The organism is Bacillus sp. FSL M7-1345 (genome assembly GCF_038006985.1).
GTDB classification, from domain to species: Bacteria; Bacillota; Bacilli; order Bacillales; family Bacillaceae_G; genus Bacillus_A; species Bacillus_A cereus_U.
This window is the reverse complement of sequence record NZ_JBBOWG010000001.1, coordinates 895,053-908,140: the sequence shown is the minus strand read 5'-3', so window position 1 is coordinate 908,140 and position 13,088 is coordinate 895,053. Positions and strand designations below refer to the sequence as shown.

Sequence of the window (13,088 nt, the reverse complement as noted above, 5' to 3'; positions counted from 1 at the left end):
TCCCCTTTCTTAAAACATATTAAATACAAATTCCTAATTATCCCAGTTATGTACATAGAAATATTAAAGCATAAATAGTCGATTATTTAAATATAAATATTCAATCATTTAATTTCATCTGAAACTTAGGGGGAGTGCTTCTTGGCAATTACCTCTATATTGTCTTGCATTTTTAACTATGGGCTGAGTAGTTACTTTCATTTTTGAGTACCTCACATTCCTTAATAAATTGGATAAACAGTTATAATCTTATCATTAATAAGAACAAACCTAATTTCCATTCCTTCAGATGTTTTACTAGAATATAATCTTCCACTTATACATCTTTTATTGCTATAAGTCTCGTGAATGGCTTCCATAAGAAGAATGCGATTATATACTTGAAATGCAACAAATTCTCTTTAAAAGCCTATACGTATTTTCCCCCCATCTTCTATATGCTTCCGTAAATAATAATACTTATGGAGTTCTATAATCATATAAAACAAAGCAAACGAAAACACTGTGCATGCACACATAAATACAATTGCCCCCATCTGTTGTGTTGCAATGCTAAGAATTATATTAGCAATTAACTGCCCCGATCCCGCTGCAATAGCTGCTACTTTTACACCACCAGTTCCTTTCGATGATTTTGATTTTTTTCTTGGTTCCTGAAGTTTTTCAATATGGTTTTTATAAAAATGATACAAAGCAAAACCATACAAACCAAATGAAAGAATAAAATAGATGGGAGTTTGTAATTGTAACACTTCATAAGCATATTTTTGAGTTATAACCAATAATCCCACTGAACATATGGTGCCATATACTCCTCGAAATAGAGTGTATTGTAATTGTCGTTTCCGAGGATTGATAGCAATCCATATCGCCCACAAATTTAAAAAAATAACTGGCGGAGTTACTATATATACATAGAGTAATCGAAAAGGATTCGCAAAAGCAGGCAAAAGAACAAACACGTCTGCCCCCAAAAGGACCAGACCAATTACGTGGACTCTTATTTCATTTACAGGATAAAGAGCCATATAATGTGCAAAAGCTTTCTTATTAAAATCTATACTTTTTTTCATGTTAATTAAACCACCCTGCTACTGTTGACCAAGTTTTTTTCATTTCCCCTTTAAATACATAATGAGTAAAATATGAATTGGTTGATTTCACCAAACATACTCTAAGATTTTATTATGAATTTTTAAATATTTAATCTTTCTATTGAATATTAGCATATAATCAATTCTAATCATGAAACATTCTACTTTTTCTCGCTTTGATTATTTCTAAAATACTGAAAATAACCCCTAAATCAAATATCTTTTCAGCGTTAGAGATATTATTCCCGAATTTAATAATATAGGTGCATTTAATCCAAATCTTTCATTCTATTAGTTAATCTTAATACCCAATCACCCTTTAAATATATTAAGGACGGAATATATAATCTAACATGTCATTAAAATTATATTTGAATATAAGGGAAATTTTATGATAAGACATGCAAATATAGACAGTCGCTGACCATTAGTCTACAACCAATCCCACTCTCTACAAAAATATATCAACGATTATTCAATTATATCGATCGTAACTTCGAATATATCGACGTTTCGGCACAACATATCGATTTACTGACAAATTCCGCAAAATTCAGCGCCAAAACGAAAAAACTGCCGACTTTTCAAAGTAACTAACTCTAGAGAAAGAAAATTTTCATTTTGGGGGTACTTCAAAATTTTATCTCGATGGCATTTGGCGATACCCCAGTTAGCAATACGTATGTGAATGTAAATTAAGAAGAAGAAAAGACCGCCTACTATAAGCGGTCGATTTTCACTAAGTATTTTTTAATGCTTGTTTTAATGTTTCACCTGTTTGTTCAAGCCATTCTAGGGGAGCTAGTTTTAAAGCAGGAAAATAAATATCTGTATAATATTCAATGAATTCTTCTTTTTTTTCCGTGGATAGATCACTGTTTAAAAATGCAGTTATGTAATTTATAGTATTTTCTATACAAATTTTGTGAGCTTCTTCTATAAATTCGTGTAAGGCTTTTTCTGGTGTTCCCATATCTTGATGGAATGTTCCATCTAAAAAATCACTTAATTCTTCATAAATATAATCTTTATCATTCATAAATAGCCTCCTAAATTTCTATCTTATGGGGAATCCTGTTCTAATATAACTTCCTTCTCCATCTTTTTTTAAGACAATTTTAGCATTCGTTACCTCTAAAACATCTTCAGATGTTCTTAATATAGATCGACCAATAATTTCATCACCTCTATACCTTAACGCTAAAGTTGGTGGGCTGTAGGGATCAGCTAGCCACCTTTCTATTTTACGTATATTTTGAGGATTAGTTAATACTGCATCAGCAACTTTTTGGGCTTTTTCTAAATCATTAAAAGATGAAGACCCAGTGATGTTCTGATCATCTATTAATCGTTGAGCCAATGCCTCATCAGGTATTTCAACATGTCTTTCTATTAAATGTCCGCCTTTATCTTCGTGTTTCTTTAAATCACCATCAAATACACGTGGACTATATTGATTGGATCTATCTATGTTTTCAGCAAATGAAAAAGTATCTTTGGCTTTATTAAAAGTACTGTAATCAAAAGATTTTAGATTAAATGCATTGGTATCGGCAAGAGCAAATTGATTTTTTGGCATTAGAATATTATTCAGCATGTCAACACTTTGCTTAAACTTATCGAAATTTATTACGTTTTTAATACCTTGTATAAAGTTTACACTTTCACTAAGTTTTGAGGTTTTGCCTAACTTTGATACTTTACCTAATTTTGAAATTTTATCTACACCTTTTGTTCCTACAAATAATTCGGCAATTGCTAATTTAACTTGCATCTCTACATTTCCAACCCATTTAGCTCTGCTATTCCAATCTCCATTTACAACATCTTGATTCCACGAATCAGAAATTGCTTGTTCTACAGCAGCAAATGTTTCGTCGATGTGAGAAAGAGCATACACAGCGCCCTCAACACTATCTATTGGATGTAAAATTGTGTTTAATATCCCTTTAAGTTCATCTAACACCGCTTCATTTTGCCCTTTTTTGTAGTTATGATATTGCCCGATAATAGGAGTATTTTCTATCTGGCGAATAAATTTTTCGTACAACTGATCCATCGCTTCTACGTTATTTTCAACAGTATCTTTAAGTTTATCAAACAACGTTTCTTCTATAATACTGGTTTCTTTAGAATGATGTTTTTTTTCTTCTGTAATCGCTTGAATAGAAGTTGTCCACTCCATATTCAACCCTTGCGTACTAAATGTACCACTTGCAGGACTAAAGCCTTTTCCACTTTGAACTTCCGCCAAACCTGTCGCAATGCTAGCGGCTAGTTGGAGTGCAGTATCATAATTACTACTAGAAGTATAATTAAATTCATATAGATGTTCTAATTTTTCTTGCAGTTTTTTCCTCATGACAGTAAAAAGATTCGCCATAGCGTCCATACCCGGGATTGGCATAGCTTGATTGATGGCTTCCATACTTGCTTTCATTCGGTCAATTTCTCGAATTTGTTCTAGTAACTCTTGTTCAATGACATCAGTTGAAGCTATCTTTGATTGAAATTGACTTGGAAAAGCATCATTCTGACGGATTAATTCTTCACATAAATAAATGATTCCTTGCGCTAAAGGACGAAAGGTTTGAACAAAAAATGCTTTTGCACTACTATATGTTAGCCCTTGTAACACAGTATCAATTGCAAAAGCGTCAATTGACTGAATCGCTTGTTCCATGCCTTGAATGGTAGCGATACATACAGCATTCATGCTTTGAGTTTGGCTTTGTACTTCTCCTAAATACATATTTAAACTCATGCATTAACCTCCCTTGCTAATTTTTGTTGTTGATAAGAAAGGTCGTTTTCTAAATCACTAAGGTCTCGTCTTTCTTTAAGCAACGTTTCTTTTTTGTTTTCCAATTCAGATGTGACTTTTCTTTCAATATGTTTTGCATCTTGATATGTATTCATAAAAAACTGAGACATTTCTCTATCACCATGCCAAGTTCCTAAAATTCGATCAAACAAACGATGGCTTCGACCTCTCCATTCATAAAAATCTGCTTCCGCTTGCTCCTGAATGTGAATCGCGGATTGATTTCGGCCTTGTTCTTCAAATACACTTCTTAACTTTTGATTTACTTGATTAATTTGTTTTTCAATATCTTGACTCATCATATTCCTCCTACCATTTTACCTTTACGTAGGTTGTCACATTAGCGAAAAGTGTTGTGAAGTTCATTATCCATTCTCTCAAACTCTTGGGCTACTGAATGAATATTATCCACCGCTTTCTCATACAAATAATTCGCAACGATAATATCTACTACAGCCAAACCAACTGATTTGAAAATAGTAATCTCTTCATCTAGGGGTAGCGTCCTATCTCCATCAACTTAAAAATTTAATAGTGTCCTCAGAATGAAATTTCGTGTTAACTTGTAACAAAAAAAAGAGGAGCCATCTCCTCTTAATAAATAAACACTATTTAATTTGTTCCTTATACTCATGGTTAACAAGTACATACCATTTTCCTGTATCAAATTTTTCTTTATTAATCACGTAAACTTTACTTTCTCTCCTTACCTCCCCTGGTTTTAATTCCTTAGTAATAGTAGAGGTCTCGCCTTTTTCAACCCCATAACTACTAGCTGCCCACACATCACTTTGGTAAGCATTATCATTTTCATCCACTAAATCCACTGATGGTAAAACGGCTAATTTCATCGGTTCGTTTGTGATGTTTTTCCCTTCTGCTTCTACAACAATAAAGACATGTCCATCTTCAGGTTTTTGGAATCCTATACTTTCTTTACCAACCTTATCTCTTTCTACAACTCTTTTTACAGTTACATCAAATTTAGGTGTATGAAAATCCTTGTTTACAGCATACTCTTTTTCTTTTATTTTTGATTTCTCTTTTGTTTGTTCTGTATTTTTCTGCTTTGTATTCTCTTTCGTTTTCGCCTCATCAGTTGTTTGCACTTTCTTTTCTTCTTGTTTAGAATTGGTTTCTTTAGATTCTGAAGAAGTTTTGTCGGATGTATTGCCGCAACCAGATAAATTGAATACTAAAGCGCCACCTAAAATACATGTAGTAAATTTTTTCAACATCTCTTTTTATCCCCCAATAACACGATATGTAAATTCCTTACTTATCATAACAAAAAATACCATCTTAAATTGTTGTATTTTGTCGAAAGATTAAGAATAATCAATCGTTTTTATTACATATAAAAAACATGATCTTGATGTAGTACCAAGATCATGTTTTACGTTGATGTTATTTATAAAATACTTTATCCACATTATACTTCGCTTGAAATTCGTTAATCATATATGTTTCGTAAATTTCTCTTTCCATCGGATCTTCTACAATACATACATCAATACAATACACTTCATCACGATGATTTTTAATTGGTGATACATTATCTTCAAAATGCTTTTTAATACGTTGTCTTACTTTACGTGCTTTCCCAACAAAAAGAAGTTCGTCATTAAAATCATAGTTAAAAAATAAGGGGAATTATATGATAGGAGATGCAAATATAGACAGTCGCTGACCATTAGTCTACAACTAATCCCACACCCCCACACAAAAGAAAAAAGCACCAGGTCCCCCCAGTGCATTTCCTCAACTCTAAAACAAATGACAAGCCACCTCATGTCCCTTCGCAATCTCAACCATCTTTGGTACTTCCTGCGCGCATTTTTCAGTAGCGAATTTGCAGCGTGTTCTGAATTTGCAGCCGGATGGTGAGTTTAGTGGGCTTGGTACTTCTCCCTCTAGGATGATCCGTTCTTTGCCTGTGTTTGTTGGATCTGGTTCTGGCATGGATGAGAGTAGTGCTTGTGTGTATGGATGTGCCGGTTTTGTGTATAGGTCTTCGCTGTCGGCAATTTCTACTATGTTTCCTAAGTACATGACTCCGATTCTATCTGATATGTGTCTTACCATGGATAGGTCATGTGCGATGAATAAGTATGTGACGCCTGTTTCTTCTTGAATATCCTGCAGCATGTTTACGACTTGTGCTTGGACTGAGACATCGAGTGCTGAGATTGGTTCGTCACATAGGATGAAGTCAGGTTTTACAGATAGTGCGCGCGCGATGCTAATGCGCTGTCTTTGGCCTCCGCTAAATTCGTGCGGATAGCGATATAGGTGTTCTTCTTTTAGGCCTACTTTTTTGAGAAGGTCTAGAATGATTTCTTTTCTTTCTTCCGCTGTGTAAGAAGCGTGAATGTTCATCGGTTCGCTAATAATTTGGAATACATTCATTGTCGGGTTTAATGATGCGTACGGGTCTTGGAAAATGATTTGCATTCTTTTTCGATAATCTTTTAGTTCATTTTCTTTTAGATCTGCGATATCTTTTCCGTCGAATAGAATGTTACCTGAAGTCACGTCGTGTAAGCGAATGATACTTCTTCCTGTCGTTGATTTTCCGCAGCCGGATTCTCCTACTAATCCGAATGTTTCACCCTTTTTAATTGTGAAGCTTAAGTCATCGACTGCCTTTAATTGCTCTGTTTTTCTGCCGAATAGTCCTTTTTTAATAGGAAAATACTTTTTTAAGTTCCGAACTTCAATTAAGTTTTCTTCATGCATGTGAATCACCTACCGCCCTATCGTTTAACCAGCACATAGAGCGTCTTCCGTTTCCGATTTCAAAATATGGCGGACGTTCTTTTTCACAAATTTCCATTTTATGTGGGCAACGCTCTGCGAATGGGCAACCTTTCGGCGGATGTAGTAAGTTTGGCGTTACACCTTGAATTGGCGCTAATCTTTCTTTTACGCCGTTCGATATTTTTGGCAGAGAGTTTAATAGCCCTTTCGTATATGGATGATTCGGCGTTTGGAAAATATCAAGTACATGTCCTTCTTCCATAATAAGTCCGCCGTACATAACGATGACGCGTGTACAGTTTTGCGCAACAATTCCAAGATCATGCGTAATAAGAAGTAACGACATATTCGTTTCGTTTTTTAAGTTTTTCATTAAGTCTAGTATTTGTGCTTGTATCGTTACATCAAGCGCTGTCGTCGGTTCATCCGCAATGAGAAGGTCTGGATTACAAGACATTGCCATCGCGATCATAATCCGCTGCTTCATACCGCCGCTTAGTTCATGCGGATATTGTTTTACCCTTTCTTCCGGTGAAGAGAGACCGACTTGTTTTAACAAGTTGACCGCGATGTGCTCTGCTTCTTTCTTTTTCACTTTTTGATGACGTATAATTACTTCTGTCATTTGCTTCCCAATTTTCACAACTGGATTTAGCGCCGACATTGGATCTTGGGATATGAGTGAAATTTGATTTCCTCTAATAGAACGTAATTCTTTCTCCGATTTAGAAAGCACGTTTTCATTTTGAAAAAGAATCTCTCCTTCTTTCACTTTCCCTGGCGACGTAACCAGAGCCATAACGGATTTCGCCATAACGCTCTTTCCGCTTCCCGATTCGCCAACAATCCCAACGACTTCACCCTTTTTCAAACTAAATGAAACGCCGCGGACAGCTTCTACTTCGCCGTCTTCTATGAAAAAAGAAGTCTTTAAGTTTTTTACTTCTAATAGTTTTTCAGACACGCTTTTCACTCCCCCTCACTTAAAGCATTAGTTCTCATGATGAGCCCCTTTTGGTGCGAAAGCTTTTTTCAATGCTTCACCGATTACGTTAAAACTTAGTACAGTTAATAAAATAAGGAACCCTGGGAAAAGTGTTAAATACCAAGCTTCACCGATATATCCTTGCGCATTATTTAGCATGCTGCCCCAAGAAGAATCTGGTTCTCTAATACCTAATCCTAAGAAGCTAAGTGATGATTCCATTAAAATAGATGTCGCAATTGTTAATGTCGCTGCGATTATAATGGTTGATAAAATGTTAGGAATGATATGTCTTACAATAATCATGAGTGATTTTTGTCCCGATACTTTTGCATATAACACGTACTCACGCTCTTTTACAGATAACGTTTCTGCCCTTACGATACGCGCGGTATCCATCCACGTTAATAGTCCGATAATAAGAACAAGCGTTGTAATTCCTGGTTTTAAATAAGCATTTAATAGTAGCATTAAAAAGAATGATGGAATTGACATTAAAACTTCAACAATTCGCATTAAGAAGTTGTCTAACTTTCCGCCAAAATATCCACTTATTGTTCCTACTGCGGTGCCGATTGTAATGGAAACAACCATCGCTAGAAAACCAACAGCAAGGGAAACTCTCCCTCCATATAACGCTCTCGTTAAGTAATCCCTTCCGTAATCATCTGTGCCGAAAGGATGACTTAAACTCGGTTCTTGTAAACGATCTGGAATCGACATTTTACTAGGATCGTACGGTGATACGAATGCGAAAAGAGACGCGATTGTTAAAACACCCAGTATAATAACTCCCATTACTACAAACTTATTTTTTGTAAAACTATTTTTTATCGTTTGAAATCTCCTATTGTTCATTCCAAATCACCCCCTCATTCGAATGCGTGGATCTACTACGCCATATAAAATATCAGCAATTAAATTACCGAGAATTAACATGAACGATGATAATAATGTGATTGCCATAATAATTGGATAATCAAATCTAAAAATGGCATTTACCCCGAGTGAACCAAGTCCCGGCCATGAGAATACTGTTTCCGTAATAAAAGCTCCGCCTACTAAACTCGGAATAGATAATCCGAAAATTGTAATGATCGGTATTAATACGTTTCGAAGTACGTGATTAAATAAAACTGTTTTCTGTGAAGCACCGTACGCATATTGAATTTGTACGTAATCTTCCTCTAATTGCTGGATCGTACTTGAGCGAATATATCTCATATAAACAGAGATGTTTTGGAACGCTAGCACCATGCAAGGTAAAATGCCGTGCTGAACAATATCCCAGAAGGAATCTTGACCGACTGTGCGCATACCCATACTCGGAAGCATGTTCAACTTTAAAGAGAATAAGTAGATTAATAGTAACGCGAACCAAAAGACTGGCATTGAGATTCCCACATAGGAGATGAAGTTCACAATGCGGTCAAAGAACGAGTTCTTTTTCACACCTGTAAATAATCCAAGCGGTATTGCGATTACAAATGAGACGAGTAAAGATGATCCCATTAACCCGATTGTTGCGGGTAATCTTTCTGTAATAAGTTCTAAAACAGGACGATGGTTTTGAAGTGAGTATCCAAAATTCCCTGTTAAAATATTTTTTAACCATAAAAAATATTGCACGTAAATCGGCTGATCTAGTCCTAAACTTTTGCGAATACGCTCGACGTCAATCGGACTCATATTCGGCGTTACAAAGTTTCGAACGGGATCGCCCGGCGCTAGTTTTATTAATAGAAAAGAAATAATAGAAATAACAAATAAAAGCGGAATTGCATTTAAAAGCCTCTTTGCAATTACTTTATACACAAACTTCCCCCCTCAAGATAAAGTGAAACTTTAATCAGTGGGGGGTGTTCATCCCCCGCTGATTATTAGTTGAACCAATCGGGCATTTACGGGCAGTTGATCTCCCACCTCACTTCTTTGCTTCAGTTGAATTTCGAGGTGGGAGTCTTACTGCCCGTTAATGCGGGATAAAGTGAAACTTTAATCAGCAGGGCTCCCACCTCACTTCCTCGCATTCGCCAAGTTTTGAGGTGGAAATCTTACTGCCCATTAAAGCGGGATAAAGAAGCTGATTTTCACCAGCTTCTTTACAGTTTCTTATTTCACTTCATAAATTTTTGATAGATCTTCAAACATTGTGACAGGAATTGCTTTTGCTTCTTTTAATCCATCAAACTTTTTATCTACTGCAATAACTGCTTTCGGATATGCGATTGGAAGATAAGGTAAGTCTTCTCTAGCTGTATCTTGGATTTTGTGGTATAGCTCTGCGCGTTTTGTTTTATCTGTTTCAACCGCAGCTTCTTCCCATAACTTATCGAAGTCAGCATTTTTATAACGTGCATAATTGTATTCCGCATTACTTAAGAATAAGCTCTTATATGAATCTGGCTCTGGTCCCATTATGTAACCACCAAATGTAATGTCATATTCTTTATTTTCTTTATCTAAGCCTTTTTCACTTGCCGCACTAGCGTCTAATGCATTCAGTTCAACTTGCAAGCCAACTTCTTGTAATTTTTGCTGTGTATATAGCGCTAGACTTTCCATAATTTTATTATTCGTTACATACATAACGCGCACTTTTTCTTTATCTTTCACACCAGCTTTTGCTAATAAATCTTTCGCTTCTTTTTGATCATACTTATACTCTTTAATATCTTTCGCATAATACATAGCGTCTGGCGTTAAGATTGAATTTGCCGGTTCTGCAAATTGACTAGAAACGAATGCTGAGTTAATCATTTCTTTCTTATCTAATGCATGCGCAATTGCTTGGCGCACTTCTTTTTTCTTCATAAGATCTGTATTAAAGTTATAAGCTAAGTAGAATAATCTACCTTCAGGGAATGTCACCATCGAGAAGTTCCCAGTGCTATCTAATTTCTTAAAGTCTTGCGGCTCAATCATCTTCATATTGATTTGACCATTTTGAAGTGAAACATTTGCTGTATTACGGTCTTTTACAACGCGGTACACGACAGAATCTAATTTTGCTTTACCAGCAAAATAATCATCGAATCGCTCTAGCGCAACATATTCATCTGATTTAAACTCTTTTAATTTAAATGGACCTGACCCTACAGGTTGTAGGTTTTTCTTACTCTTCACTAAATCCGCTTCACCTTCAAATACATGTTTCGGAATTGGGAAGAAATCGTTCATAACCCCTTCGAAAGATGCACTTACTTGTGGTAATACAAATTGAGTCGTTAGCTCATCCACTTTTTTCACCTCAAGCGGCTTTCCTTTAAAAATAAAGTTTTCACGGCTTGAACTATTTTGCTTCTCATCTAGAATAGATTTGAATGTAAATACAATATCATCTGATGTAATTTTCTTACCATCATGCCATTTCAAATTATCCTTTAATTTTAAAGTCCATGTTAATTGATCCTCTGAAGGCGTAAAGCTCTCAGCAAGAACAAACTTTTTCTTACCGTCTTCCATATGATACAGCGGTGCATATAAAGCTTGCTGTATCGTTAATGACACTCGATCATTCGCATAAAGCGGATTCATCGTATCTGGATTATCACTAACACCAACTGTTAACGTTCCTCCATCTTTCGGAGTCCCTGGCGTACTAGTTCCTGCTTGCTTCGAAGAATCTTTCTCCCCTGAGCAAGCCGCTAATGCAATAAGTAATAGTAGGACAAATGGTAATGCAAACAACTTCTTTTTCATATTTCGACCCCTCTCGACTATTTACACCTATAAGAAAACTCGGAATTAATACCGAGTTTTCTTATAGGTTTTAAATTACCACTACCCGTATGTAAAGTCAAACTTTTTCGCATAGGTAGAAAGTTTGAAATCTATTAATGAATTCTTGCGATAAAATATATTTATGCGGATCAGAAAATAAAAAGACCATCACAATCTCAATAAACTTTCATGTGTAAAAATATATAGCTCAATGCCTCTTCTATCTCACAATAAAAAATAGAGTAACTTATTAACCCATTCTAGTTTCCAATTAATTTGCAAGTTTTCTTCGCTTAGAAACCTATAACTTCTCCTTTATCAATAACAAAAAGGTAGCCTCTCAAAATCACTTAAATGACTAGACCTAACTCGTAAAATGAAAGATTATGATAATGAGATCGCTATCATAGACGAGCTTATTGAGCGTGGACGTGCAGAGTATTATTATCGGTATGAAAGACCGTCGAGCAAAAGCGCTTGAACTGAAACAACGAGCGCTGTCCTAAAGCCCTTTTATATGATTAAACCCCAAAGAGAAAATAAATTTTCTCTTTGGGGTTTGTTATTTTATCCGTTTTTGCTTGGCGTAGATTTGTGCTCCTTCATCAGAAAAAATCATATATTTTGCTTTTGTACATTTTTGTTTGAACAGGCAACCAGAACAGTCTTCACACTATTACTCCTCTTCAAAATATGAATCTGCTTTTACCGACCCTTCTGGCTTTTCTTCTACACCCTTATCTTCCTCAAAATACGAGTCTGCCTTTACCGATCCTTCTGGCTTTTCTTCTACACCCTTATCTTCCTCAAAATACGAATCTGCCTTTACCGACCCTTCTGGCTTTTCTTCTACACCCTTATCTTCTTCAAAATACGAATCCGCCTTTACCGATCCTTCTGGCTTTTCTTCTACACCCTTATCTTCTTCAAAATACGAATCCGCCTTTACCGATCCTTCTGGCTTTTCTTCTACATTCTTATCTTCTTCAAAATATGAATCTGCTTTTACCGATCCTTCTGGTTTTTCGTCTTCTTTTGATTCATTTTTATTATTTTGATTTTCCTCTGTATTTTCTACTGAATTATCTCCATCATAAATAGAATGCAACATAGCGGCTGTTGTAAGCTCATTTTGCGCTATATCATTTAAAGCCATTGCTTTTAATTTAAACGTTTGATCCTCTTTGTTTAAAACAAATTGAATTTTGGCTTTTACTTCTTGTTCTTGATAGACGCAATTCCCTGTAAACTCCACTAGATCTTCATGATCTTCAGAAACGAAATATTTCCATTTCGGATTCTTAAAAAATTTATGAAAAGCTTCTTCTATCGCCATCTTCTCATAACCTGGTAGCTTAGCAGTTTTTATTTGTTGTACATATTCATGACCTTTTGTAGTAGCCACTGCAACCTCTTCTTTCACTTTTTTATCCGCCTTATTTACAGCTTCGTCCACATCATCACTACTACAACCTGTCGCTAGTAAAGTAGCACTTAATAAAATACTCCCCATAACTTTTTTCATCTTATTTCCTCCATACATATCGAATTTGAATCAAGCGACTTACCAAAAATCAGCTTTAAAATAATATTTCTATTTCTTCGCTTATTTTCTATATCGAATTATACTGAATTTAGGTGGACAGATTTTGTCCGTTTTTTGTTTTAGATTGACATTTCCCCATAAAAAAATAGTCTCTAA

General features: G+C 35.4%; 12 protein-coding genes and 1 pseudogene. All 13 read right to left on the bottom strand.

The features are described from left to right. Positions 1-401: 401 nt before the first annotated feature. Positions 402-1,073: a hypothetical protein gene (locus MHB76_RS04635; RefSeq protein WP_002114720.1), complete on the bottom strand. Its 672-nt coding sequence runs from the start codon at positions 1,071-1,073 to the stop codon at positions 402-404. 760 nt (positions 1,074-1,833) lie between these two features. Next, positions 1,834-2,133 carry a contact-dependent growth inhibition system immunity protein gene (locus tag MHB76_RS04630; RefSeq protein ID WP_016101713.1) on the bottom strand — a complete coding sequence of 100 codons (300 nt, stop codon included), beginning with the start codon at positions 2,131-2,133 and terminating at the stop codon, positions 1,834-1,836. A gap of 18 nt (positions 2,134-2,151) precedes the next feature. Then, positions 2,152-3,858: an RNase A-like domain-containing protein gene (locus MHB76_RS04625; RefSeq protein ID WP_340822196.1), complete on the bottom strand. Its 1,707-nt coding sequence runs from the start codon at positions 3,856-3,858 to the stop codon at positions 2,152-2,154. Further along, positions 3,855-4,217, bottom strand: coding sequence for a DUF3958 family protein (locus tag MHB76_RS04620; RefSeq protein WP_340822194.1), 363 nt, complete (start codon positions 4,215-4,217; stop codon positions 3,855-3,857). The genes MHB76_RS04625 and MHB76_RS04620 overlap by 4 nt, the downstream gene beginning before the upstream one ends. A 41-nt stretch (positions 4,218-4,258) precedes the next feature. Continuing rightward, positions 4,259-4,402, bottom strand: coding sequence for a TIGR04197 family type VII secretion effector (locus MHB76_RS04615; protein ID WP_176107997.1), 144 nt, complete (start codon positions 4,400-4,402; stop codon positions 4,259-4,261). A 124-nt stretch (positions 4,403-4,526) separates the two neighbouring features. Further along, positions 4,527-5,156: a hypothetical protein gene (locus tag MHB76_RS04610; RefSeq protein ID WP_002069205.1), complete on the bottom strand. Its 630-nt coding sequence runs from the start codon at positions 5,154-5,156 to the stop codon at positions 4,527-4,529. A 169-nt stretch (positions 5,157-5,325) separates the two neighbouring features. Then, positions 5,326-5,547 (bottom strand): annotated as a pseudogene (locus MHB76_RS04605) (nucleotide excision repair endonuclease); the annotation flags it as partial. Positions 5,548-5,685: 138 nt separating this feature from the next. Further along, positions 5,686-6,657 carry an ABC transporter ATP-binding protein gene (locus MHB76_RS04600; RefSeq protein ID WP_340985817.1) on the bottom strand — a complete coding sequence of 324 codons (972 nt, stop codon included), beginning with the start codon at positions 6,655-6,657 and terminating at the stop codon, positions 5,686-5,688. After that, positions 6,650-7,642, bottom strand: coding sequence for an ABC transporter ATP-binding protein (locus tag MHB76_RS04595; protein ID WP_340985814.1), 993 nt, complete (start codon positions 7,640-7,642; stop codon positions 6,650-6,652). Before MHB76_RS04595 ends, MHB76_RS04600 begins: the two co-directional genes overlap by 8 nt. Before the next feature lie 27 nt (positions 7,643-7,669). After that, positions 7,670-8,521, bottom strand: a complete 852-nt coding sequence (locus tag MHB76_RS04590; protein ID WP_002186601.1) for an ABC transporter permease — start codon at positions 8,519-8,521, stop codon at positions 7,670-7,672. 6 nt (positions 8,522-8,527) lie between these two features. Then, the gene (locus MHB76_RS04585; protein ID WP_002035186.1) at positions 8,528-9,478 is read right to left on the bottom strand and encodes an ABC transporter permease; all 951 of its coding nucleotides are present in this window, start codon (positions 9,476-9,478) and stop codon (positions 8,528-8,530) included. 297 nt (positions 9,479-9,775) lie between these two features. After that, positions 9,776-11,365, bottom strand: a complete 1,590-nt coding sequence (locus MHB76_RS04580; protein ID WP_340985813.1) for an ABC transporter substrate-binding protein — start codon at positions 11,363-11,365, stop codon at positions 9,776-9,778. A 697-nt stretch (positions 11,366-12,062) separates the two neighbouring features. After that, the gene (locus MHB76_RS04575; RefSeq protein WP_340985811.1) at positions 12,063-12,911 is read right to left on the bottom strand and encodes a hypothetical protein; all 849 of its coding nucleotides are present in this window, start codon (positions 12,909-12,911) and stop codon (positions 12,063-12,065) included. Positions 12,912-13,088 lie beyond the last annotated feature (177 nt).

Coding starts and splice junctions, on each gene's coding strand:
- MHB76_RS04635 (WP_002114720.1), bottom strand. CDS start 1,073: ATGAAAAAAAGTATAGATTTTAATAAGAAAGCTTTTGCACATTATATG.
- MHB76_RS04630 (WP_016101713.1), bottom strand. CDS start 2,133: ATGAATGATAAAGATTATATTTATGAAGAATTAAGTGATTTTTTAGAT.
- MHB76_RS04625 (WP_340822196.1), bottom strand. CDS start 3,858: ATGAGTTTAAATATGTATTTAGGAGAAGTACAAAGCCAAACTCAAAGC.
- MHB76_RS04620 (WP_340822194.1), bottom strand. CDS start 4,217: ATGAGTCAAGATATTGAAAAACAAATTAATCAAGTAAATCAAAAGTTA.
- MHB76_RS04610 (WP_002069205.1), bottom strand. CDS start 5,156: ATGTTGAAAAAATTTACTACATGTATTTTAGGTGGCGCTTTAGTATTC.
- MHB76_RS04600 (WP_340985817.1), bottom strand. CDS start 6,657: ATGCATGAAGAAAACTTAATTGAAGTTCGGAACTTAAAAAAGTATTTT.
- MHB76_RS04590 (WP_002186601.1), bottom strand. CDS start 8,521: ATGAACAATAGGAGATTTCAAACGATAAAAAATAGTTTTACAAAAAAT.
- MHB76_RS04580 (WP_340985813.1), bottom strand. CDS start 11,365: ATGAAAAAGAAGTTGTTTGCATTACCATTTGTCCTACTATTACTTATT.
- MHB76_RS04575 (WP_340985811.1), bottom strand. CDS start 12,911: ATGAAAAAAGTTATGGGGAGTATTTTATTAAGTGCTACTTTACTAGCG.